Source organism: Streptomyces albofaciens JCM 4342, assembly GCF_008634025.1.
GTDB lineage: Bacteria > Actinomycetota > Actinomycetes > Streptomycetales > Streptomycetaceae > Streptomyces > Streptomyces albofaciens.
In genome coordinates this window covers 3586035-3608814 of record NZ_PDCM01000001.1, presented here as the reverse complement: position 1 = coordinate 3608814, position 22780 = coordinate 3586035, and the positions used below count along the sequence as shown (strand labels likewise).

The window sequence follows — 22780 nt, the reverse complement described above, 5'->3', positions numbered from 1 at the left end:
ATGCACAGCCTCAGGTGAGGTCGAACTCCCCGTCGCGCGCGCCGAGTACGAATCCGCGCCATTCGGCGGGCGTGAAGACCAGCGCGGGCACCTCCGGCGTACGCCGGTTGCGCATGGCGATCCAGCCTTCGACGAAGGCGACCTGAACGTCCCCCATCCCCTGACTGCTCGACTGCCACGCGGCGCCCGCCAGATCCAGCTCCGGCCTGCCCCCGTCCGCGAACCACTGTTCAGCGATGCCCTCGGCCACGTCGCCGCTCCTTCCGGTCCTCGTGGTCCCCCTGGTTCGGCGTGGCGGTCAGCCTAGTCATCGCCTACGGGGACGGACAGAGCGCGTTGCGCGGGAGACTCCCGCCAGGACCGGCGTCGGACCGCGTCGGACCGCCGTCGTTCGCCAATCGGGTGGGTGCGTTGCCGGGCGGCCCGGCTCGCCGCCGGTCAGGCCTGCGCGGTGGGCCGGACGACGATCTCGCCGACGTCGACGCCGGCGGGCTGTTCGATGGCGTAGCCGATGGCGGAGGCGACGGCGGAGGGGGGCATGGCGATCTCGTCGCGTTGCCGGGTCATCGTGGCCGCGGCCTCCGGACTGGCGCCCTTGCCGACGCCTTCGGTGTGGGTGAGACCGGGCGAGACGAGGGTGACGCGCAGGTCGGGACCCGATTCCTGGCGCAGGCCCTCGGTGAGTACTTTCACCGCCGTCTTGGTGGCCGCGTAGACCCCCTGGGGGGACTTGACGACGTGGGCCGCGGTGGAGCCGACGTTGACGAACTGGCCGGAACGCTGCCGGCGGAAGACCGGCAGGGCCGCCCCGATGCCGTTGAGCAGACCGGTGATGTGGGTGGAGACCATGGCGTCCCAGTCGTCCTGGCGCAGGTCGTCGAACGGCGAGACGGCCATCGTGCCCGCGTTGGAGACCAGGACGTCGAGCCGGCCGTACCGGTCGAGGGCCGTGTCCGTCAGGCGCTGGAGGTCCGCGCGGCGCGTGACGTCGACGATGACGCCGTCGGCGGTGCCGCCCTTCGCCGTGATGCGGTCCACGACCGCCTTCAGCCGCTCCTCGCGCCGGGCCCCGAGCACGAGCCGGGCGCCCCTTTCGGCGAGGTGGACCGCGGTCGCTTCACCGATGCCGCTGCTGGCACCTGTGATCGCGATGACTTTTCCCTGGATACCCGGCACGATCGGCTTCCTTCCACGGGTGCGTGCAGGTCGACGCCATGACCGGCCGGTGACCTACAGTGAAAGCGGAGGCGTCCCCGCTTGTCCCAGACTAAGTGGAGGCGCCCCCACTTAACAAGCCGCAAGGCTTCCGAGAGGGGATGGCGAGCACTGATGACCGACGAACCGCTTCGGCCGTTGCGGGCCGACGCACGGCGCAACCGGGAGAAGATCCTCGCGGCCGCTGTACGCGTGTTCACGACGGAGGGACTGGACGCACACCTGGAACGCATCGCCAAGGAGGCGGGCGTGGGCAGCGCGACCCTGTACCGCAACTTCCCCACCCGGGAAGCCCTGGTGGAGGCCGTCTACCGCAACGAGGTGGCCCAGCTGTGCGACGCCGCCCCCGCCCTGCTCGCGCAGCAGCAGCCGATGGAGGCCCTGCGCGCGTGGACCCGGCTCTTCCTGGACTACGTCACCGCCAAGTACGGCATGATCGACGCCCTGCGCGCCATCGCCGCGACGGGCGGCAACCCCTACGGCCACAGCCGGGAGATGATCCGGGACGCCATCACCTCGCTCATGGACGCCTGCAAGGCCGCCGGGGTGATCCGTACCGACGTCCGGCCCACGGACTTCAGCGCCGCCCTGGAAGGCATCGCCCTCACCTCGGCGGGCGCCGAACACCGGGAGCAGGCGGAGCGCCTGCTCGACCTCACTCTGGACGGCCTCACGGTCGGGCGGTGAGCCGTGCGGCGGTGAGGGCCCGTGCGGGCGTGCGGGGTCTTGCGCACGGTCTCAGGCGTAGTTCTCGCGCCTTCTTCGGTGCGGAGCCGGCGCATCCGCCAGGGACACGCGGCCCTCAGGCAGTGGGCGGCTCGCTCCCCACCAGCCACATCGAGAAGAACTGCGAGCCGCCCCCGTACGCATGTCCCAGCGCCCGCCGCGCGCCGGGGACCTGATGCTCCCCCGCCTGCCCGCGGACCTGGAGAGCCGCCTCGGCGAAGCGGATCATGCCGGAGGCGCCGATGGGGTTGGCGGACAGGACGCCGCCGGAGGGGTTGACGGGCAGGTCGCCGTCGAGTTCGGTCGCCCCGGACTCGGTGAGCTTCCAGCCCTCGCCCGGCGCGGCGAAGCCCAGGTTCTCCAGCCACATCGGCTCGTACCAGCTGAAGGGAACGTACATCTCGACGGCGTCGATCTCCCGGCGCGGATCGGTGATCCCGGCCTGCCGGTAGACCGCGGCCGCGCAGTCCTTGCCCGCCCGCGGGGAGACGAAGTCCTTGCCCGCGAAGAGGGTCGGTTCGCTGCGCATCGCCCCGCCGTGCACCCACGCGGCGGGCCGGGGCGCGCGCCGGGCGCCCGCGCGGTCGGTCAGGACCATCGCGCAGGCACCGTCGGAGGACGGGCAGGTCTCGGAGTAGCGGACGGGGTCCCAGAGCATCGGCGACGCCTGGACCTTCTCCAGGGTGATGTCGTGCTCGTGGAGGTGGGCGTACGGGTTCTTCAGCGCGTTGCGGCGGTCCTTGTACGCGACCAGGGAGCCGACCGTGGCGGGCGCGCCCGTACGGCGCATGTAGGCGCGTACGTGCGGGGCGAAGAAGCCGCCCGCGCCGGCCAGCAGCGGCTGCTGGAAGGGTACGGGCAGCGACAGTCCCCACATCGCGTTGGACTCGGACTGCTTCTCGAAGGCGAGGGTCAGTACGGTGCGGTGCACCCGGGCGGCGACGAGGTCGGCCGCGACCAGGGCGGTGGAACCGCCGACCGAGCCCGCGGTGTGCACCCGCAGCAGCGGTTTGCCGACCGCGCCGAGCGCGTCGGCGAGGTACAGCTCGGGCATCATCACGCCCTCGAAGAAGTCGGGGGCTTTGCCGATGACCACGGCGTCGACGTCCCGCCATGTCAACTCGGCGTCGGCGAGCGCGCGTTGGGCGGCTTCGCGGACGAGCCCCGCGATGGAGACGTCGCGGCGCGCCGCGACGTGCCGGGTCTGGCCGACGCCGACGACGGCGACGGGTTCTTTGACGGGTGCGGCCTTGGTGGGTGTGGTGTCGGCGGGCGCGGCCTTGGTGGGGGTGGCCTTGGCGGGTGCGGCCTTGGACGTTCCTCCGGCTTTGCTCATCGCGGGTCCCCTTCCAGTACGGCGACCAGGTTCTGCTGGAGGCAGGGGCCCGAGGTGGCGTGGGCCAGCGCCCGCCGGGAGGCGCCTTCCCGGATGCGCCGCGCGGCCTCGCCGATGCGGACCAGTCCGGTGGCCATCATGGGGTTGGCGGCGAGGGCCCCGCCGGACGGGTTGATCCGTACCCCGTCGGCCAGCCGCAGCGCCCTGCGGAGGATCACTTCCTGGGAGGTGAACGGCGCGTGCAGTTCGGCGGTGTCCACCGGCCGTTCGAAGGCTCCGGCGCGTTCCGCGGCCAGCCGGGTGGACGGTGAGTCGGTGAGGTCCCGTACGCCGAGTGCGTGGGCCTCGGTGCGGTGGTCCATGCCGCGGATCCAGGCGGGCCGGTCGCACAGCCGCCGCGCGGTGTCGCCGGCCGCGAGGACCACGGCGGCGGCGCCGTCGGTGACGGGCGGGCAGTCGCCGGTGCGCAGGGGCCGGACCACGTACGGACCGTGCGGTACGGGTCCCGTCGGCCGGGCGTGCGGACCGGCCGCCGCGTCGGCGCGGCTGCGTGCCGCGACCCCGGCCAGCGCCGCTTCGTCGGTGGCGCCGGCGTCGATGAGGGCCTGGGCCTGGAGGGCGGCCAGGGCGACGGAGTCGGGCCACAGGGGCGCGACGTAGTACGGGTCCAGCTGGCGGCTGAGCACGTCGCGCACCTCGCCGGACGAGGACTTGCCGTACGCGTAGACGAGCGCGGTCCCGGCGTCGCCGGTCAGCAGTTTGACCCAGGCCTCGTACAGCGCCCAGGCGCCGTCCGTCTCGACGTGCGACTCGGCGATGGGCGGCCAGGCGCCGACGCTGTCCAGCGCCATGGTGAAGGAGAAGGCCCGCCCGGCGAGGTAGTCCGACGACCCCGAGCAGGTGAAGTCGATCTCCCCGGCGCGCAGGCCCGCCTGGCCCAGCGCGTCCTGGAGGACGGGCAGCAGCAGTTCGGCTTCGGAGATCTCGGCGGTGTCGCGGGTGTGGCGGCTCTGCGCGAAGGCGACGACCGCGACCTCGCGCGCGGGCGGTGCGGCCGGGACCGGCGACGGCATTTCGGCGGGGCCGGGGGTCGCGGACATCAGATCAGCTCCTTGTAGCTGTCGTAGTCGGCGTCGGGTTCGCCGGTGGGCCGGTAGTGGTCCGGATAGCGGCTGCCGTCGCGCCACACGGGCTCGACCCGCAGGCCCATCCGTACCTCGTCGTACGGGATGCCGCCGATGCGCGCGTGCAGGGCCAGGTCGGCGCCGTCCAGGGCGATGTGCGCGTACACGTACGGCACCTCGATGTCGAGGTTCTTCGCCTTGATGTTGACGATGCAGAAGGTGGTGACCGTCCCGTTGGGGCCGACCTCGACCTGGTCGCGGGTGGCCACGCCGCAGGTGGGGCAGGCGCCGCGGGGCGGTACGTAGACCTTGCGGCAGGACGGGCAGCGCTCGCCGACCGTGCGGCGCTCGGCGAGGGCGGCGAGGTAGCGGGACTGGGCGCGGCCGGGCGCGTAGGTGTAGTCGAGGCGGGCGGGGGCGGTGATACCGGTGACGGGATCGGCGAACTCACCGCTGTGCGGGACTGGTTCCCTGGCCTCACCCCTGTGCGGAGCTGGTTCCCTGGTCTCACCCCTGTGCGGAGCTGGTTCCCTGATCGAATCGCTGTGCCGGGCCGGTGCGCCGGTCTCGCCGCTGTGCGGATTCTGTTCCCCGGCCTCGTCGCTGTGCGGCGTGGTCTCCCCGGCCGCCGCCCCGCCCTCGTACGGCTCGAAGCACGCGATGTCCGTGATGGCTCCCGTGCGCTCCCCGGCCCACCGGACGCGTACCCGCATCCCGGTGCGCACCGCGTCCGGCCCGGCCGCGTCCAGGGCGTGCAGCAGCGCCGTGTCCGCGCCGTCGAGGCGCACCAGCACCCAGGCGAACGGGGTGGCCAGCGGCTGGCCGCGGCGCGGGGCCGGGTTCCAGGCCCAGGTGGTGACGGTGCCGGTGGTGCCGACCTCGACGAGGTCGCGTATCTCCTCGGCGGTGACCGGGTCGTACTCGACGGGCGGCACCAGCACCCGCCCGTCGGTGGTCCGCACGCCGAGGACGGTCCGCTCGCGCAGCCCGGTGAGGAAGGCGCTCTGTACGGGCCCGAGCGACCGGGTGAAGGGGAACTCCACGACGAGCGGGGCCGACAGCGCCTCGGGAGTACCGGAGATCGGTGGCATTCGGGCTCCTCGCTTCCGTACGGGGTCGGGCGGGGCGGCGGTGAAGGGCGGGGTCAGGCGCGCCGGAAGACGGGCGGGCGCTTCTCGGCGAAGGCCCTGGAGCCCTCCTGCGCGTCGGCCGTACCGAAGATGGGCCAGCCGCGTTCCAGTTCGGCCTTCAGCCCGTCCTCCTCGGTCATCCCGGCGGTCTCGTAGACGGAAGCCTTGACCGCCTCGACGGCGAGCGGGCCGCACGCGTTGATCCGCCCGGCGATCTCCAGGGCCGTGCCGAGCGCGTCGCCGTCCGGCACGACATGGCCGATCAGGCCGATGCGGGCGGCCTCCTCGGCGGTGTACGGGCGCCCGGTGAGCAGCATCTCCAGCGCGTGGGTGCGCGGGATCTGGCGCGGGAGGCGGACCGTGGACCCGCCGATGGGGAACAGCCCCCGCCGCACCTCGAACAGCCCGAACGTGGCACCGCGCCCGGCGACCCGGATGTCGGTGCCCTGGAGGATCTCCGTGCCGCCGGCGACGCAGGCGCCCTCGACGGCGGCGATCACGGGCTTGCGCGGGCGGTGGTGGCGCAGCATCGCCTTCCAGTGCAGGTCCGGGTCGGCCGCCAGGCGGTCGCGGTACGGTCCGCCGTCCATGCCGCGGCCCGCCAGCGCCTTGAGGTCCATGCCGGAGCAGAAGGCGCCGCCCGCGCCGGTGAGCACGATCGAGCGCACGGTGTCGTCCTCGTCGGCCGCAATCCAGCCGTCGTACAGGCCCACCAGCATCGGCAGCGACAGCGCGTTCTTCGCCTCCGGCCGGTCGAGGGTGAGCACCAGGGTCGCGCCGTCGCGCGTCACCGTCAGATGTTCGGTCCCGCCCATGCGTCCTCCCGTCCGTACGGTCGCGCACCGGACCCGTCCGCCGCCGTCCGGGCGGAGCCGGTCCGCGACGGAACGTAGAACAGGTTGCAGGAGCCCGGGTCCGACTTCAAGAGTTTTCTGACAGGCAGTCAGTTTCCGGCGGTCCGCCCCCTTCCGCCGTGCGCCGCGCGGCGCTCTAATGACCGCGGACCGACGCCGCCGCCCGCCCTGGAGGAGACGTGGAATACAACCTCGCCGATCTGTTCGAGTCGGTCGTCGACACGGTTCCCGGCCGGGAGGCGCTGGTGTACCTGGACCACCCGGGTACGGGCGCGGAGCGCCGGCTGACGTACGCGGAGCTGGACCGCGCGGCCAACCGGCTCGCCCACCACCTGCGCGACCGCGGTGTCACCCCGGGCTCGCACGTCGGCCTGCACCTCTACAACGGCGTCGAATACCTCCAGGCCCTCTACGCCTGCCTGAAGATCCGCGCCGTCCCCGTGAACGTCAACTACCGCTACGTCGAGGACGAGTTGGCGTACCTCTACCGGGACGCCGACCTGGTCGCGCTGGTCTTCGACGCGGAGTTCACCGGCCGGGTCGCCGCCGTCCTGCCGCGCGCGGAGCGGCTGCGCCATCTCGTACGGGTGGGCACACCACCGCCGGGCACGCCGGAACCCGCCATCGCGCCGGTGCCGTTCGAGCGGGCCGAGGCGGCCGGCTCACCCGACCGGGACTTCGCGCCGCGCTCCGCCGGCGACCGGCTCGTGATCTACACCGGTGGCACCACCGGCATGCCGAAGGGCGTGATGTGGCGGCACGAGGACATCTTCTTCTCCGGCATGGGCGGCGGCGCGCCCACCGGCGAGCCGGTACGGCGCCCCGAGGAGCTGGCCGAACGCGTCGCCGCGGGCGGCGAGGGCCTGGTCTTCTTCCCCACTCCCCCGCTGATGCACGGCACCTCCACCCTCACCGCGTTCATCGCCTTCCACTTCGGCCAGAAGGTCGTCCTGCACCGCAAGTACGTGCCGGAGGAAGTGCTGCGCACCATCGAGCGCGAGAGGGTGACCAGTGTCTCGCTGGTGGGTGACGCGATGCTGCGCCCGCTCGCGGACGCGCTCGCGGGCCCGCTCAAGGGCACCGACTGCTCCTCGCTGTTCAGCGTCAGCAGCTCCGGGGCGATCCTCTCGGAGACCGTACGGGCCCAGTTCACCGCGCTGGTCCCGGGCGCCCTGCTGCTCAACAACTTCGGCTCGTCGGAGTCGGGCTTCAACGGCACCGCCACCGAGGACTCGGGACCGGACAGGGGCTTCCGGCTACGCGTCAACGCGCACACCGCCGTGGTCGACCCGGCGTCCCCGGCGCACGCCCCGGTGGCGGCCGGCGAGGTGGGGCGGCTCGCCCTGCGCGGGCATGTACCACTCGGCTACTACAACGACCCGCGCAAGACCGCCGAGACGTTCTTCGAGGCGGACGGCGAACGGTGGGTGCTGCTCGGTGACCTGGCCACCGTCGACGAGACGGGCATCGTCACCGTCCTCGGGCGCGGCTCGCAGTGCATCAACTCCGGTGGCGAGAAGGTCTTCCCGGAGGAGGTCGAGCAGGCGCTGAAGGCCCATCCGGACGTGTACGACGCGCTGGTGGCCGGTGTGCCGGACCCGCGCTGGGGCAGCCGGGTCGCCGCCGTCGTACAACTGCGGGAGGGGGCCGGGCCGCTGGACCTGGAGGCGGTGCAGGAGCACTGCCGGGCCCGGCTGGCCGGCTACAAGGTGCCCCGCTCGGTCGTCTTCACCGAGCGCATCCGGCGCTCCCCGAGCGGCAAGGCGGACTACCGGTGGGCGAAGGCGGTGGCGTCCGGCACGGGCGCCCCATGAGCCCCGGCGCCCCCGGCACGGACCGGGCTCCGGCCGCCGCCCCGACGGCGGCCGGAGCCCCTGACCGGCAGGTTCATCCGGTACGGCGGTGGAGACGGCGCGGCCCGCACACCCGGGAACGGGTGTGCGCCGCGCCGGGCCGGGGTATGACGGCGAGCTTCTTGGTCATGAGGAGTTCTCCTGAGTGGGAGGAAGGGGACATCCGCACGGTTGCCCGCACCCCGCGGCGGGACGACAACCCGTCCCCCCGCTTCACCCGCTTGGCACACGCCGCGCCGCCCGAATGCAGCAAGCCGGGGCCGGTGCCGGGGGCTGGGAAGGCACCCGGCGGCCCCTCTAGGCTGAAGCATGGACATCGACGGCGCGGAGCCCGACGGCGCCCCTTGCGGTGAGTACGGCCCGTGTGTGCGGCTCGACCCGGAGGCGCGCGATCCCCGCTCCGGCCCGGACCCGCTGTGCGCGGCGGGGCCGGTGGTGCCGGTCCTGCTGCCGGGCGGGGTGACGGCCTGGCTGGTGACCTGGCATCAGACCGGGAAGACGGTGCTGGCGGACAGCCGCTTCGTCAAGGACATCGGGGCCTGGCGCGCCTGGCGCAGCGGCGAGGTGCCGCGCTCGTGGCCGCTGGCGCCGCTGCTGACCGTCGCGAACATGACCACCGCGACGGCGGGCGACCACACCCGGCTGCGCGCGCCGCTGGCCCGCGCGTTCACCGCGCGCCGCGTGGCGCGGCTCCGGCCGCGCGTCGGGGAACTGGCCGGAGAGCTGCTGGACCGTCTCGCCGCCGACCGTCCGGCGGGCCCCGTCGAGCTGCGCGTCCGCTTCGCCCACCCGCTGCCGATAGGAGTCATCTGCGAGCTGTTCGGCGTGCCCGACGACCGCCGGCCCCGGCTGCGGTCGCTGTGCCAGGCCCTGTTCGCCACCCCGGCGGGCCCGGCCGACGCCCTGGCCACCCACCGCGAGCTGCGCGCCACGCTCGCCGGCCTGCTCCGCGCCAAGCACGACCGCCCCGGGGACGACCTGACGAGCGCGCTGGTGGCCCCCGGCCACGGCCTCAGCGGTGCCGAACTCGTCGACACGCTCCTGCTGATGATCGTCGCGGGCCATGAGACCACGGTGAACCTTCTGGTCAACGCGGTGTACGCACTGCTGGCCCACCCCCGTCAGCTGGCCCTCGTACGCAGCGGGCAGGTGCCCTGGAGCGCGGTGGTCGAGGAGACACTGCGCTGGGACCCGCCGGTCGCCAACTTCCCGTTCCGCTACGCGCTGTGCGACGTGGACCTGGCCGGCCGGACCATCCGCGCGGGCGACGCGGTGATGCTGTCGTACACCGCCTTCGGCCGCGACCCCCGGCAGCACGGGCCCGGTGCGGACCGCTTCGACATCACCCGGCCGCCCACCCGGCACCTGACGTTCGGGCACGGCATCCACCACTGCCTCGGCGCGCCGCTCGCCCGCCTGGAGGCGGCGGTCGCCCTCCCCGCGCTCTTCGACCGCTTCCCCGGCCTCGCCCTGGCGGACCCCGGGCGGCCGCCGCTCCGCCGCCCGTCCCTGGTCTTCAACGGCCTACGGGAGCTGCCGGTCGTCCTCGGCCCACCCGGCGGCTGACGACGCCGGGCGCGACGCGTCCGCCCCGCACACCGACCGTACGGAACGGACCAGCGCCACCGTGTGCAGGGCGTCGAGGTCCCGCTCCTGCCGTACGCCGGCGGTGTCGCGCACCAGGGAACGGAGGCAGCGCGGCGACGTACGGGCCGCGCCGGAGGCGGCGATCGCCCGTACCAGAGCGCCGTTGACGCGGTTGATCTCCTCGCGCACCCGGCCGAGATCCGGCCGCCGGGTGGGCGCCTGCGATGGGTCGGCGGTCCAGCGGCGGTGCAGCCCGCGCTGCACCATCTTGTTCGCCTCGATCTGGTCCCGGAAGATCCGCGCGGTCCGCCGCGGATCGGTGCCCAGCTCCGCGGCCTGCCGCGCGACGGCGTCCAGCACCTGCCGCTCGCGCACCGGGTCGTCGACCGGGCTGCCGGTCCCCCACTTCGCGGCGGCCACCAGGTCGGCGGTGGCCAGGCGTTGGGCGGACAGGCCGGCGAGGGGGCGCAGGGCGTGCGCCACGCCGGGCGTCGCCGGTGCCGCACCGGCCGCCGGGGCGGCGGTGAGGAGAACGGCCGCGGCGGCGCCCGCGGTGAGCAGCCGGCGCAGGGAGGTACGTAGGGTGCGTGCCACGATCGGCCTTTCCGTCCAGGGGCGTTGACCGGCCGATCGTACTGACGGATGCGGCCTCCCGCGTACATGCGAGGGCCTTCGGGCCCGGGGGCGGACCGCCGCGGCCGGCCCCCGGGCCGCCGATCAGCCCACCTTGGTCATCGTGGAGTCGTAACCCCCGCCGCCCGGGTAGACCCACGCTCCGGAGAGGCTGTTCCCGTCCGCGGCGAAGGTGCCCTTGAAGTGCGCGGGCGAGCCCTTCTCGCCGCCCCAGATGGTCAGGGTGTCCCCCTCGATCTCGTAGACGTAGTCGAAGGTGTGGCCCTCGCTCCCGTAGAAACGGGACATGATCTCGTCACCCGGTGTTTCCGCCCCGAAGGGCTTCTCCCGGCCGATCACCTCCAAGCCCGTGACCCGCCGTCCGTCCTGCGTCAGGTCCACCTCCTGCACCAGGAAGTGGCCCCCGTCCAGCCACCGGTAGGTGACGGTGCCTCCCGCACCGCCCTCGACCCGCCAGCGGCCCACCAGCCGGTCCAGGGCCCCGACCTGCTCGTCCGGGCCCGCACTCTGCTCCGTCATGCCGTTTCCCGCCTCTCCGTCCGCGCCTGTCGCGCTGCCGCGGCGCCGATGCCGTACGGGCTTCGTGCCCTGCCCGCCCACGGCGCCCTACGGCACATACGACCGGCGGCCCCACGAAAAGGGATCGGCGTACGGATGTGATGTGGGCCACTGCGCGACGGGCCGTCAGTGGACGTCGCCGGGCGCCACGGTGTCCGGGAGCCCGAGGGCGGGCAGCAGATCCGGCGCGAAGGTGGTGATCTCCGCGATCCGGCCGTCCTCGACGCGCAGCACGTCGATGTTGACCGGGGTGTACGCCGGCGACCCGGGCGTCCGGGCGTAGTTCACCACGGCCGGCTGCCGGTTCACCGCGACCGGTACGGCGTGCCAGTCGCCCCAAGCCCGCCCGTCCTCCAGGGCCGCACGCCACATGGCGATGACGGCCGTACGCCCGTCGAACACCAGGCGGGCGGGCGGCATGGTCTGCCGGGCATCCTCGCGCAACAGGGCGGCCAGCGCGTCGATGTCGGCGGCCCGGGAGGCCGCGACGAACCGCCGGAGGAGCGCGCGTTCGGCCTCACCGGGGCCGGTGGCTCCCCGGCCCCAGTCGGCGCGCCGCTCGGGCAACTGCTCGCGCAGCGTGGCGCGGGCGCGTTGCAGCGCGCTCTTGACCGCGGCGGTGCTCAGGTCGAGCGCCCCGGCCGTCTCCGCGGCGGGCAGGCCGACCACATCGCGCAGGATCAGCACGGCCCGCTGACGGGGCGGCAGGTGCTGGACCGCCGCCAGAAAGGCCAGTTCGATGGTCTCCCTGGCGATCGCCGCGGCCTCCGGGCCGCCGTCGGCCGGTGCGGCCAGGTCCAGCAGTGCGTCCGGATACGGCTGGAGCCAGGTGACCTCGGCCGGGGCGGAGCGCTTCGCCGCGCCCGTACTGTCGACCGCCACCACGATCTCCCGCGACCGGGCGGGACTGGCCAGCGCGTCCAGGCAGGCGTTGGTGGCGATCCGGTACAGCCACGCCCGGAACGTCGCCCGCCCCTCGAAGCTCCGCCGCTTGCGCCAGGCCCGCAGCAGCGCCTCCTGCACCAGGTCCTCGGCGTCGGTGAAGGAGCCGAGCATGCGGTAGCAGTGCACCCGCAGTTCGTGCCGGTAGCGCTCGGCGAGCCGCGCGAACGCCTCCTCGTCCCCGTCCCGGACCGCGGCCTCCGCCCGCGCGTCCGCGTCCGCACGCCCCCTCGTTCCCACGACCGTCCCCTCCCTGGAGCTGGACGCCAGGTTTGCCCGTGCGCACACCGCCGCCCGCCCGGTGACGATACGGCCGGGCGGGCGGCGGTGGCGGTGACACCCGGGAGTATCCCGGGGCGTCGGCTGACGGGGCGGGGGGAGGGGGCTGGTCGGGTCGGGGGTGGGGTGGGGTGGGGTGGAGTGGTCGTCCGGGTCGGTCAGTCGCGGTCGGACACGCTGTTGACGCCGACGTTGGCGTTCTTCGGGAGGCCGTCGAGCGGGAAGAGGAATCCGCTCTTCGCGGGGCGTCCGTCCGGCCCGTGGCTGCTCACGGCGGGGCGGTTCCCCGGCTCGTCGTCCGAGTCGGCGTGGGCCACGGCGGGCAGGACCGCGCCGGACAGGGCCAGGGCCGCGAGGAGACCGAGCGCCGCCCGCGCGGTCGTACGAAGCGATGTACGCATGGTGATCCTTTCGGAGGTTGCGGCCAGCGCACCACGGAAGGACGGCAGCACTTCGCCATTGGGCCGGCCGTGGGCGCGCCCGGCACCCGTACGGCAGACCCGCGCGCCCTCGCTCCTCCGGTCCGCCGCGCCTCAGGGCCCGGGGGCCAGGAACGTCCGGACCGCGTCCAGGAATTCCAGCGGGCGCTCCTCGTGGACGAGGTGCCCCGCGCCCTCGACCGTGACGAGACGGCAGTCCGGGATGTGTTCGGCCATGTCGTGGAGGTCCTGTTGCGGGATGTGGCTGGCGGAGCCGCCCCCGATCACCAGGGTCGGCGCGGTGATCTTCGCCAGGGCGTCCCACCACGCCGGGTCCGGTGCGTTGCGCTGCGCCACCACGGCGACCTTGGCCTGCCAGTCGAACCCCTGCGGCCCCGGCGGCGGCTCGGGCACCTCCTGCCGCGGAGCACCCGGCCGGGGCGGCGCCGCTTCCTCCACCACCAGCCGTTCCACGAGCTCGGGCCGGGCGGCGGCCAGCAGCAGCGCGACCAGGGCGCCGAGCGAGTGGCCGATGAGCGCCACGGGCCCCAGACGCAGCTCCTGGAGGAACCCGGCCACGTCGTCGCGCCAGCGCTCGAAGCCGTACTCCCCCGGCCGGTCGCTGGCGCCGTGCCCGCGCAGATCCAGGGCGTACACCCGGTGGGTGGTGGCGAGCTGACCGACCACGCCGCGCCAGTCCTCACCGTCCTCGCCGAGGCAGTGCAGCAGCAGCGCCGGGGGCGCGTCCGCGTCACCCCAGCACCGGTATGCCAAGCGGACGTCGCCGACCTGCACCTTCTGAACGTCACTCATGCGCTCGAAGCTACCCGGGTGGAACCGCGTCACGCCCCTTGACGCGTTCGCCGCCCGCTGATTACTTGGACCGCATTCAGCAACCGAATGATCGGTCGGGACACGGAACGGTGACGGACATGCCGGATGCGGACAACAGGGGCGAGCGGCGGGAAACGGACGCCGCGACGGAATCGACCGGCATCACCACGGAATCGACCGGCGCCGATACGAAATCGGCCGGTACCACCCCAGAGCCGTTCGGTGCCACCCCAGAACCCTTCGGTACCACCACGGAAACGATCGGTGCCGCCACGCGAACGATCGGCACCGCCACGGAACCGTTCGACGCGGTACGGCGACTGACCGCCGAGGAGCTGCGGGCACGGCAACTGGAGCGGCTGCGCGCCTCGTTGCGGCATGCGTACGAGAACGTCCCGTTCTACCGGCAGTCCTTCGACCGGGCCGGCGTCCGCCCCGAGGACTGCCGCTCGCTCGACGACCTCGCGCGCTTCCCGTTCACCGTGAAGGACGACCTGCGGGCCAACTACCCCTTCGGCATGTTCGCCGTCCCCCAGGACGCCGTGCGCCGCATCCACGCCTCCAGCGGTACGACCGGCCGCCCGACCGTCGTCGGCTACACCGAGCGCGACCTGTCCGTCTGGGCCGAGGTGGTGGCCCGTTCGATCCACGCGGCCGGCGGCCGGCCCGGCCACAAGGTGCACATCGCGTACGGCTACGGCCTGTTCACCGGCGGGCTCGGCGCGCACTACGGCGCCGAACGGCTCGGCTGTACGGTCGTCCCGGCCTCCGGCGGCATGACCGCCCGGCAGGTGCGGATCATCCAGGACTTCCGGCCCGAGATCATCATGGTGACGCCGTCCTACATGCTCACGCTCCTCGACGAGTTCGAGCGCCAGGGCGTCGACCCGCGGACCACCTCCCTCAAGGTCGGGATATTCGGCGCGGAGCCGTGGACGGAGGAGATGCGCCGGGAGATCGAGGAGCGCTTCGCCATCGACGCGGTGGACATCTACGGCCTCTCGGAGGTCATGGGCCCCGGCGTCGCCCAGGAGTGTGTGGAGACCAAGGACGGGCTGCACATCTGGGAGGACCACTTCTACCCGGAGGTGGTCGACCCGGTCACCGGCGAACCGCTGCCGGACGGCGAGCACGGGGAACTGGTCTTCACCTCACTGACCAAGGAGGCCCTGCCGGTGGTCCGCTACCGCACCCGGGACCTGACCCGGCTGCTGCCCGGCACCGCCCGCCCCGCCTTCCGCCGCATGGAGAAGGTCACCGGCCGCTGCGACGACATGATCATCCTGCGCGGCGTGAACCTCTTCCCCGCCCAGGTCGAGGAGATCGTGCTGCGTACCCCGGGCGTCGCGCCCCACTTCCAGCTGCGGCTGACCCGCGAGGGCCGGATGGACCACCTGACCGTACGGGCGGAGGCACGCCCGGACGCCACCCCCGAGGCACGCACGGCCGCCGTCGGCCGGATCGCCCGCGACGTCAAGGACGGCATCGGCGTCTCCGTGGCCGTCGAAATCGTCGACCCGGAAACGCTGGAACGCTCCGTCGGCAAGCTGAAGCGCATCGTCGACATGCGACCGTGAAGCGGGGCGTGAGGGGGTGGGCCGGGGCTGGACCTCCCAGGCGGAAGGAGTGGGACGGGAGGGCTGGGTATCCCCGGCCGGAGGGGATAGGCCAGGGCATCCCCGGCCGGAGGGGGCGGCCCGACAGGAACCACCCGCCGGAAGGCCCACCGGGGGCTTCCCCCCGCCCCACCCCTCCCCCGCTGAGCCCCTAGGCCGGCTTACGTGCCCGGCGCAGGCCGCCTCCCGCCCGGCCCGACGTCGGCGCCCTCACCTCCGCCCGCCACGCCCGATCCGGTACAGCACGCTCGGACGGAGCGGGCCTTCGGGCGCGTACGGGTCGTCGAAGTCGTCGGCCGGGTCCCGGGTCATGCCGATACGGCGCATGACGGCCCGGGAACGGACGTTGGCGGCCGTCGTCACCGCGAGGATCTCGGGAAGTCCGAGGACGTCGAAGCCGAAGTCCAGGCCCGCCCGGGCGGCCTCGGTGGCATACCCCTGTCCCCATGCCGAGCGCGCGAGCCGCCAGCCGATCTCCACCCCCTTGAACGGCATGTCGTCGTCCGTGTCGTCCAGTCCCGCGAAGCCGACGAACTCGCCCGTGGCCCGCACTTCGACCGCCCACCAGCCGTAGCCGCGCCGGTCGAAGTCGGCCTCGTAGCGCCGCACGGAGGCGTCGCTCCGGTCGCGGGTGAGCAGGTCGCCCAAGTGCTCCCGTACCTCGGGGTCGGCGTTCACCGCCGCCCAGGGGCCGAGGTCGGACTCCCGCCACCGGCGGAGGACGAGGCGTTCGGTACGCAGTTCAGCCATACCGGACAGCCAACGTGAGCGATCGCCCCGGGACAACCCGTTTACCCTGCGGTCACTTCGGTTGCCCGCTCCCCTGTCTCACCCAGCGCTGGGCTTGATCACCGCGTACACCGCCCCGAACGGGTCCCGCAGCATGGCCAGCCTGCCCACGCCCTCGGCGTCCGCGGGCGGGAGGAGGGCTGTCGCGCCGCGTTCCGTGGACGCGGCGACTATGGCGTCACAGTCCTCGACGGCGAAGTACGGGTGCCATTCCGGCGTCGCGTCCCCGGCGGGGGTCTCCGGCGCCATCTGCATGATGCCGGCGTGCCCGGCGTCCCCGTCCGGGTCGGTGCCGGCGGGCGAGGCGATCGTGTAGATCATGTTTCCGCCCATGTCCTTGTCGACCGTCTCCCACGAGAAGACCGAGCGGTAGAACGACTTCGCGGCGGCCGCGTCGGTGGTGTACAGCTCGGTCCAGCACAGGGTGTGCGTCGCGCCGACCACTTCCAGGCCCGGTGTGTCGCCGGGCTGCCAGGCGGCGAACTCGGCGCCGGCCGGGTCCGTGAACCCGGCCAGCCGGCCGGCGGTGAACACGTCGCACGGGCCGAAGCGGACCGTGCCGCCGGCCTGTTCGACGGACTTGGCCAGGGCGTCCACGTCCGGTGTGTGGAAGTGGACCGTCCAGGCCGGGCGGGCGCCCTCCTCGGTCAGCGGTCCGGCCCCGGCCACGGTCTTCCCGTCGAGCTGGAAGAAGCCGTACCCGCCGGCGTCCGGACCGGCCGACCGGAAGGTCCAGCCGAAGACGGCACCGTAGAACGCGGCGGCCGCGTCGATGTCCGGTGCGCCGAGGTCGAGCCAGTTCGGTGCGCCCGGTACGTACTGGGTGGTGAGCATGATGATCTCCTCCGGCGTCCTGTCGTCGTTGCTCGTCACCGAGCGACGCGGGCGGCCGCCGAGCGAGCACGTACGCCCTCGTCACCGGGGAACACGCGGTGCGGCTCGATGCCTCTCCCCCGGCGCTTTCAGCATGGCAGGGGGGTCTGACAATCGCCCTCCGCGAGCGAACGACCGGGGGAGGCCCCAGACGCGAGAACGACACCGCGACGCCAGGACACCGCGACGCCACGGCACCGCGACGCCACGACGCCAGGACGCCACAACACCAGACCCTCCCGCGAACGCCGTAAGCCGCGCCTTCACTCCCGCCCGGAGCCGTACCGCTCCCGCAGTTCGCGCTTGAGGATCTTGCCGCTGGCGTTGCGCGGCAGCGCCTCGGCGAACAGCACCCGCTTGGGCACCTGGAAGCCGGCCAGCCGCTCCCGCGCCGCCGCGATCAGTTCCGCCTCGTCCGGCGCCGTGCCCGCGCGCGGTACGACCACGGCCGTCACCGCCTCGATCCAGCGCTCGTCCGGCAGCCCGATCACCGCCACCTCCGCGACCCCCGGATGCGCGTACAGCGCGTCCTCCACCTGCCGCGAGGCCACCAGCACACCGCCCGAGTTGATGACGTCCTTGACCCGGTCGACGATGGTGAAGAAGCCCTCCGCGTCCCGCACGGCCAGGTCCCCGGAGCGGAACCAGCCGTCCCGGAACGCCGCCGCGGTCTCCGCCGGCTTGTCCCAGTATCCCGTGCACAGTTGGGGCGAGCGGTAGACGATCTCCCCGCGCTCGCCGTCGGGCACCTCCGTGCCGCCCTCGTCCACCACCCGCGCCTCCACGAACAGCACCGGCCGGCCGCACGAGTCCATCCGCCCCTCGTGTTCGTCCGGACCCAGCACGGTGGCCAGCGGCCCGATCTCGCTCTGCCCGAAGCAGTTGTAGAAGGCGAGGCCGGGCAGCCGGGCGCGCAGCCGCTCCAGGACGGGCACCGGCATGACGGACGCGCCGTAGTACGCCTTGCGGAGGCCGCCGAGGTCGCGGGCGGTGAATCCGGGGTGCTGGGAGAGGGCGATCCACACGGTGGGCGGCGCGAACAGGCTGTCCGCCCGCCCCGCCGCCACCACGTCGAAGATCCGGTCCGGGTCCGGCGCGTCGAGGATGACGTTCTCCGCGCCCACGGCGAGGTACGGCATCAGGAACACGTGCAGCTGCGCCGAGTGGTAGAGCGGCAGACTGTGCACGGGCCGGTCGGTCGCCTTCAGGTCGAGGGCGACGATGGCCGAGGTGTACGCGTGGACCAGCGCGCCGTGCGTCATCATCGCGCCCTTGGGCAGCCCGGTCGTGCCGGAGGTGTAGAGCAGCTGCACCAGGTCGTCGGAGCCGGAGCCGTACGCGTCGTCCGGTTCGCCGGTTCCGTGCGCCTTCCCTGACCCGCCCTCATCACCTGTCCGGAGAACGGCTGACTTCAGCACGCCCCGGCCTTCCTCCGCCCGTTCCACCAGCGATCCCGCCGCGTCCCGCAGCGGCATGGTCCGGGTTCCGGGCGGCAGCCGGTGTTCCAGCGCCGGGTCGGTGAGGACCAGGGAACTGCCCGACTGTTCGATGATGTAGCGCAGTCCGTCGCCGGTGAGGTGGTGGTTGACGGGTACGTGCACCAGCCCGGCCCGGGCGCAGGCCAGGAAGCCGATCAGGTAGGCGTCGGAGTTGTGGCCGTACGCGGCGACCCGGTCGCCGGGCTCCGCCCCGCTCATCAGCAGGGCGCACATCGCGGCCGTCACCGCGTCGTCCAGTTCGCCGTAGGTCCAGGACCGGTCGCCGTAGCGCACCGCCGTACGGCCGGGCGTCCGCCGCGCGCTGCGCCGCAGGATCCCGTCGACCGTGTTCGTCCGCACTCCCGCCATGGCGTGATCCTGTGCCCGGCCACCGGCCGGGTCAAGGGAGCGGGGCGGGACGTGTCACGGCTATGCTCGGTCTTCCGCTCAGTGTTCAACCTCCTCACCGTCCCCGCTAATTGGCACGTCTTCCGTGTACGGCATCTCCAGGACCACAGGGAGGATCACCCGATATGCGCGACCGATTCAGAAGACTCGCCGCGGCCGGGGTGGTGTTGCTGACCGCGGCGGCGCTGTCGCCCGCCCCGGGCACGGCCGCCGCCGCAGCGTCCCACCCGTCGGGCGGCGGCCTCTCGGCCGACATCCGCTACACCGAGTACGGCATTCCGCACATCGTCGCCGGCGACTACCCCGACCTGGGTTTCGGCGTGGGCTGGGCGCAGGCCGCCGACCAGGTCTGCACGCTCGCCGACGGCTTCGTCACCCTGCGCGGCGAACGCTCCCGGTACTTCGGTGCCGCGGGCCGCCCCGACGGTACGCACTCCTCCGCGAGCACCAACCTGGCCAGCGACCTCTTCTTCAAGGGGGTGCGGCAGGCCGGCACCGTCGAGAAGCTGCTGCGGCAGCCCGCTCCCGCCGGTCCCGGCGACGAGGTGAAGGACCTGATGCGCGGCTGGGCGGCCGGGTACAACGCCTGGCTGGCGCAGCGGAAGATCACCGATCCGGCGTGTGCGGGCAAGGAGTGGGTCAAGCCGGTCACCCAGGCCGACGTGGCGGCCGGCGCGTACGCCCTGGTGATCACGGCGGGGCAGGCCGACTCGGTGGACAGCATCGTCGCGGCCCGGCCGCCCGCCACCGGCTCGCGTACCCCCAGCGCGCGGCCGGGTGCCCGGAAGTCCGTGGCGTCCGTCCGTTCCCGCCTCGCGCGCGCCACCGGGGGCCTGGGCTCGAACGCCGTCGCCTTCCGCGGTGACACCACCGCCGACGGCCACGGCATGCTCCTGGGCAATCCGCACTACCCGTGGTCCGGCGGCCGCCGTTTCTGGCAGTCGCAGGTGACCATCCCCGGCGAACTCGACGTGGCGGGCGGCCTGCTCCTCGGCGCCCCCACCCCCTCCATCGGCCACAACTCCCGTATCGCCTGGAGCCATACGGTCGCCACCGGCGTGCCCATGAACTTCCACCAGCTCACCCTGGCCCCGGGCGACCCGACCTCGTACCTGGTGGACGGGAAGCCGGAGCGGATGACGCGGCGGACGGTGACGGTCCCGGTCGAGGGCGGCCCGGACGTGGTCCGTACGCAGTGGTGGACGCGCTACGGGCCGGTCGTCACCGAGTACGGTGACCTCGACCTGGCGTGGACGGACCGTACGGCGTACGCGCTGGGCGACCCCAACGCGGCGCAGCTGCGCATGTTCGACGCCTCGCTGAGCCTGGGCAAGGCCCGCGACGTGGCGGGCGTGCAGCGCGCGCTGCGCCGGACGCAGGGCCTGCCCTGGGTGAACACCGTCGCCGCCGACTCGGCCGGCCGTACCCTCTACACCCAGTCGCAGGTGGTGCCGCGCATCACCGACGACCTCGCCGAGCGGTGTTCCACGGCGCTGGGGCGGGTGCTGTACCCGGCCACCGGCCTGGCCGTGCTGGACGGCGCGCGCTCCGGCTGCGCGCCGGGCCGCGACCGGGACGCCGTACAGCCCGGCATCTTCGGCCCGTCCGCGATGCCCACGCTCACGGACGCCCCGTACGCGGAGAACTCCAACGACAGTGCCTGGCTGGCCAACGCGGACCGGCCCCTGACGGGCTACCCGCGCGTCTTCGGCGACATCGGCACCCCGCGCTCCCTGCGGACGCGCGGCGCCGTCGAGGACGTGTCCGCCCTGGCGGACCGGGGCGGCCTGACCCTCGCCGATCTCCAGCGTCAGCAGTTCACCAACCGGGTGCCCGCCGGTGAGCTGGCCGCCGCCGACACCGCGCGGGCCTGCGCCGCGCTTCCCGGGGGCACGGCGACCGGCAGCGACGGCAAGGCCGTGGACGTGTCGGAGGCGTGCCGGGTGATGGCCGCCTGGGACCGTACGGTACGGACGGACAGCAAGGGCGCGCTCCTCTTCGACCGGTTCTGGCGTCGCCTGACCGACACGGTGCCGCAGGCCGATCTGTGGAAGACGCCTTTCGACCCGGATGATCCGGTGCGGACCCCGCGCACCCTGAACACCGCCGCCCCGGGCCTGGCGACCGCGCTCGCCGACGCCGTGTCCGAGCTGCGCGCCGCGCGCATCCCGCTCGCCGCACCGCTTGGCGAGCACCAGTTCGTCGTACGCAACGGCAAGCGCATCCCGGTCAGCGGCGGCGTGGACGGGCTGGGCGTCTGGAACATGACCGTGGGCCGGTGGGACCCGGCGGGCGGCGGCTACACGGAGGTGCGGCACGGCTCCAGCTACATCCAGGCGGTGGGCTTCGCGGACCACGGCTGCCCGGTGAACGCCCGTACGCTGCTGACGTACTCGCAGTCCGCCAACCCGCGCTCGCCGCACTACAGCGACCAGACCGAGCTGTACGCGGCGGGCCGGATGATCCGGTCCCGGTTCTGCGAGCGGGACGTGCTCGCCTCGCCGCAGCTGCGGGTGGAGCACGTGCGCCAGCGGTAGGAAGACCTCACACGGCGCGCTCCCGGCCCGTCCAGTACGGGTCGCGGAGCCGCCGCTTGTAGAGCTTGCCGTTGGGGTCGCGCGGCATGGCCGCGGTGAAGTCGACGGACCTGGGGCACTTGTAGCCCGCCAGCCGCTGGGCGCAGTGCTCCAGGATCTCCGCGGCGAGGGCCGGGCCCGCCGGGTACCCGTCGGCGGGCTCGACCACGGCCTTGACCTGCTCGCCCCAGTCGTCGTGCGGGATGCCGAAGGCGGCCGCGTCGGCGACGGCGGGGTGGGCGAGCAGGGCGGACTCGATCTCGGCGGGGTAGATGTTGACCCCGCCCGAGATGATCATGTCGATCTTGCGGTCGCGGAGGAAGAGATAGCCGTCCGCGTCCAGGTAGCCGAGGTCGCCGACGGTGAAGAAGTCCCCGATGCGGTTCCGGCGGGTCTTGTCGGCGTCCTTGTGGTAGCTGAATCCGCCGGTGGTCATCTTCATGTAGACGGTGCCCAGTTCGCCGGGCGGCAGCCGGTTGCCGTCGTCGTCGAAGACCGCCAGTTCGCTGATCGGCCAGGCCCGGCCGACCGTACCGGGCTTCTTGAGCCAGTCCTCGGCCGTGGCGAACGCGCCGCCGCCCTCGCTCGCCGCGTAGTACTCCTCCACGCAGCTCCCCCACCAGTCGATCATCGCCCGCTTGACGTGGTCCGGGCAGGGCGCGGCGCCGTGGATGGCGTGCCGCATCGAGGTCACGTCGTAGCACGCCCGCACCTCCTCCGGGAGGGCGAGCAGCCGGTGGAACTGGGTGGGCACCATGTGCGTATGCGTGCAGCGGTACGTGTCGATCAGCCGCAGCATCTCCTCGGGCGTCCACTTGTCCATCAGGACGACCCGGTGCCCGATGTGCAGGGACGCGCCCGCGAACTGGAGCACGGCCGTGTGGTAGAGCGGCGAGCACACCAGGTGCACGTTGCCGTCGAACGGCCGGATGCCGAAGATGCCGAGGAAGCCGCCGAGGTGGGACTCCTCGGGCGGGCGGCCGGACAGGGGGCGGCGGATGCCGCGGGGGCGTCCGGTGGTGCCGGAGGTGTAGTTCATGACCCAGCCGAGGGCACGGTCCCCGGGCGGGGTCTCCGGCTGTCCGTCGAGGAGCGCCGCGTACGGCCGGAAACCGGCCACCGTGCCGACGGCGTACCGCTGTTCCGGCGGCAGTCCCGCCTCGTCGGCGGCGGCCCGGGCGGCGTCGCCGAACCGCTCGTGCGCGATGAGCGCCTTGGCCCCCGAGTCGGCGACGATCCAGGCGATCTCCGGGCCGACGAGGTGGTGGTTGACCGGTACGAGATACAGGCCCGCCTGGGTGGCGGCGAGGTAGGCGGTGAAGAACTCGACGCCGTTGGGCAGCACCACCGCGAAGGCGTCGCCGCGCCTCAGGCCCGCGGCACGCAGCCCGTGCACCAGACGGTTGCAGGCGGCGTGCAGCCGGGCCGCGGTCCATTCCCCGCCGTCCGGCGCGATCAGGACCGTACGGCCCGGGTCGGCGGCGGCCTGCGCCCAGAAGCCGTTCGGGGATGGTGACGCCATGGATGCCGACATGCGTGTCCTCCTCGGC

The 22780-nt window shown here is 73.5% G+C and carries 20 protein-coding genes; 5 read left to right on the top strand and 15 right to left on the bottom strand.

Annotation, left to right across the window (positions count from 1 at the left end; genetic code table 11):
- Window positions 1–10 precede the first annotated feature (10 nt).
- Complete coding sequence (locus tag CP973_RS16285) at window positions 11–250, bottom strand: DUF397 domain-containing protein (protein ID WP_150241365.1); 240 nt, start codon at window positions 248–250, stop codon at window positions 11–13.
- Window positions 251–438: 188 nt separating this feature from the next.
- Window positions 439–1176 carry an SDR family oxidoreductase gene (locus CP973_RS16280; RefSeq protein ID WP_150241363.1) on the bottom strand — a complete coding sequence of 246 codons (738 nt, stop codon included), beginning with the start codon at window positions 1174–1176 and terminating at the stop codon, window positions 439–441.
- A gap of 153 nt (window positions 1177–1329) precedes the next feature.
- Between CP973_RS16280 and CP973_RS16275 the strand changes: the two genes are divergently transcribed.
- A complete protein-coding gene (locus tag CP973_RS16275) occupies window positions 1330–1902 on the top strand; it encodes a TetR/AcrR family transcriptional regulator (protein WP_150241362.1) in 573 nt (190 codons plus the stop codon).
- Window positions 1903–2017: 115 nt separating this feature from the next.
- Here CP973_RS16275 and CP973_RS16270 read toward each other — a convergent pair whose 3' ends face one another.
- From CP973_RS16270 to CP973_RS16255, 4 genes are read right to left on the bottom strand one after another with little or no spacing between them, the layout of a single operon-like run.
- Entirely contained in the window at window positions 2018–3277 is a 1260-nt protein-coding gene (locus tag CP973_RS16270; RefSeq protein WP_150241361.1) for a thiolase domain-containing protein, read from the bottom strand.
- On the bottom strand, window positions 3274–4377 hold the full coding sequence (locus tag CP973_RS16265) for a thiolase domain-containing protein (protein WP_208853194.1): 1104 nt from the start codon (window positions 4375–4377) through the stop codon (window positions 3274–3276). The genes CP973_RS16270 and CP973_RS16265 overlap by 4 nt, the downstream gene beginning before the upstream one ends.
- Entirely contained in the window at window positions 4377–5492 is a 1116-nt protein-coding gene (locus tag CP973_RS16260; RefSeq protein WP_150241359.1) for an OB-fold nucleic acid binding domain-containing protein, read from the bottom strand. The genes CP973_RS16265 and CP973_RS16260 overlap by 1 nt, the downstream gene beginning before the upstream one ends.
- Window positions 5493–5545: 53 nt before the next feature.
- A complete protein-coding gene (locus CP973_RS16255) occupies window positions 5546–6346 on the bottom strand; it encodes a crotonase/enoyl-CoA hydratase family protein (RefSeq protein ID WP_150241357.1) in 801 nt (266 codons plus the stop codon).
- 218 nt (window positions 6347–6564) lie between these two features.
- Here CP973_RS16255 and CP973_RS16250 point away from each other — a divergent pair, with 218 nt between their 5' ends.
- Together CP973_RS16250 and CP973_RS16245 are read left to right on the top strand one after the other, a co-directional pair.
- Window positions 6565–8199, top strand: a complete 1635-nt coding sequence (locus tag CP973_RS16250; RefSeq protein WP_150241355.1) for an acyl-CoA synthetase — start codon at window positions 6565–6567, stop codon at window positions 8197–8199.
- 348 nt (window positions 8200–8547) lie between these two features.
- Window positions 8548–9804 carry a cytochrome P450 family protein gene (locus CP973_RS16245; RefSeq protein ID WP_150241354.1) on the top strand — a complete coding sequence of 419 codons (1257 nt, stop codon included), beginning with the start codon at window positions 8548–8550 and terminating at the stop codon, window positions 9802–9804.
- On the opposite strand, the gene CP973_RS16240 is transcribed toward CP973_RS16245, so the two are convergent.
- From CP973_RS16240 to CP973_RS16220, 5 genes are all read right to left on the bottom strand, one after another.
- Window positions 9763–10419 (bottom strand): chorismate mutase, encoded by a 657-nt coding sequence (locus tag CP973_RS16240; protein ID WP_150241352.1) that lies wholly within the window; start codon window positions 10417–10419, stop codon window positions 9763–9765. The two genes, CP973_RS16245 and CP973_RS16240, sit on opposite strands and share 42 nt — an antisense overlap.
- 123 nt (window positions 10420–10542) lie before the next feature.
- On the bottom strand, window positions 10543–10977 hold the full coding sequence (locus tag CP973_RS16235; RefSeq protein WP_150241350.1) for a hypothetical protein: 435 nt from the start codon (window positions 10975–10977) through the stop codon (window positions 10543–10545).
- A gap of 165 nt (window positions 10978–11142) precedes the next feature.
- Window positions 11143–12198, bottom strand: coding sequence for an RNA polymerase subunit sigma-70 (locus CP973_RS16230; RefSeq protein ID WP_150241348.1), 1056 nt, complete (start codon window positions 12196–12198; stop codon window positions 11143–11145).
- A 197-nt stretch (window positions 12199–12395) separates the two neighbouring features.
- Window positions 12396–12638 (bottom strand): hypothetical protein, encoded by a 243-nt coding sequence (locus CP973_RS16225; protein WP_150241346.1) that lies wholly within the window; start codon window positions 12636–12638, stop codon window positions 12396–12398.
- A 132-nt stretch (window positions 12639–12770) separates the two neighbouring features.
- Window positions 12771–13469 carry an alpha/beta fold hydrolase gene (locus CP973_RS16220; protein ID WP_150241344.1) on the bottom strand — a complete coding sequence of 233 codons (699 nt, stop codon included), beginning with the start codon at window positions 13467–13469 and terminating at the stop codon, window positions 12771–12773.
- A 302-nt stretch (window positions 13470–13771) separates the two neighbouring features.
- Between CP973_RS16220 and paaK the strand changes: the two genes are divergently transcribed.
- On the top strand, window positions 13772–15067 hold the full coding sequence (gene paaK / locus CP973_RS16215; RefSeq protein WP_150243661.1) for a phenylacetate--CoA ligase PaaK: 1296 nt from the start codon (window positions 13772–13774) through the stop codon (window positions 15065–15067).
- 249 nt (window positions 15068–15316) lie between these two features.
- Here the strand turns inward: paaK and CP973_RS16210 are convergent, their stop codons facing one another.
- From CP973_RS16210 to CP973_RS16200, 3 genes are all read right to left on the bottom strand, one after another.
- Entirely contained in the window at window positions 15317–15856 is a 540-nt protein-coding gene (locus tag CP973_RS16210) for a GNAT family N-acetyltransferase (RefSeq protein WP_150241342.1), read from the bottom strand.
- A 78-nt stretch (window positions 15857–15934) separates the two neighbouring features.
- Complete coding sequence (locus CP973_RS16205) at window positions 15935–16729, bottom strand: VOC family protein (protein ID WP_150243659.1); 795 nt, start codon at window positions 16727–16729, stop codon at window positions 15935–15937.
- 302 nt (window positions 16730–17031) lie between these two features.
- On the bottom strand, window positions 17032–18615 hold the full coding sequence (locus tag CP973_RS16200) for an acyl-CoA synthetase (protein ID WP_150241340.1): 1584 nt from the start codon (window positions 18613–18615) through the stop codon (window positions 17032–17034).
- Window positions 18616–18779: 164 nt separating this feature from the next.
- On the opposite strand from CP973_RS16200, the gene CP973_RS16195 reads away from it, so the two are divergent.
- The gene (locus CP973_RS16195) at window positions 18780–21191 is read left to right on the top strand and encodes a penicillin acylase family protein (protein ID WP_150241338.1); all 2412 of its coding nucleotides are present in this window, start codon (window positions 18780–18782) and stop codon (window positions 21189–21191) included.
- A gap of 7 nt (window positions 21192–21198) precedes the next feature.
- Here CP973_RS16195 and CP973_RS16190 read toward each other — a convergent pair whose 3' ends face one another.
- Window positions 21199–22764, bottom strand: coding sequence for an acyl-CoA synthetase (locus tag CP973_RS16190; protein WP_244409524.1), 1566 nt, complete (start codon window positions 22762–22764; stop codon window positions 21199–21201).
- Window positions 22765–22780 lie beyond the last annotated feature (16 nt).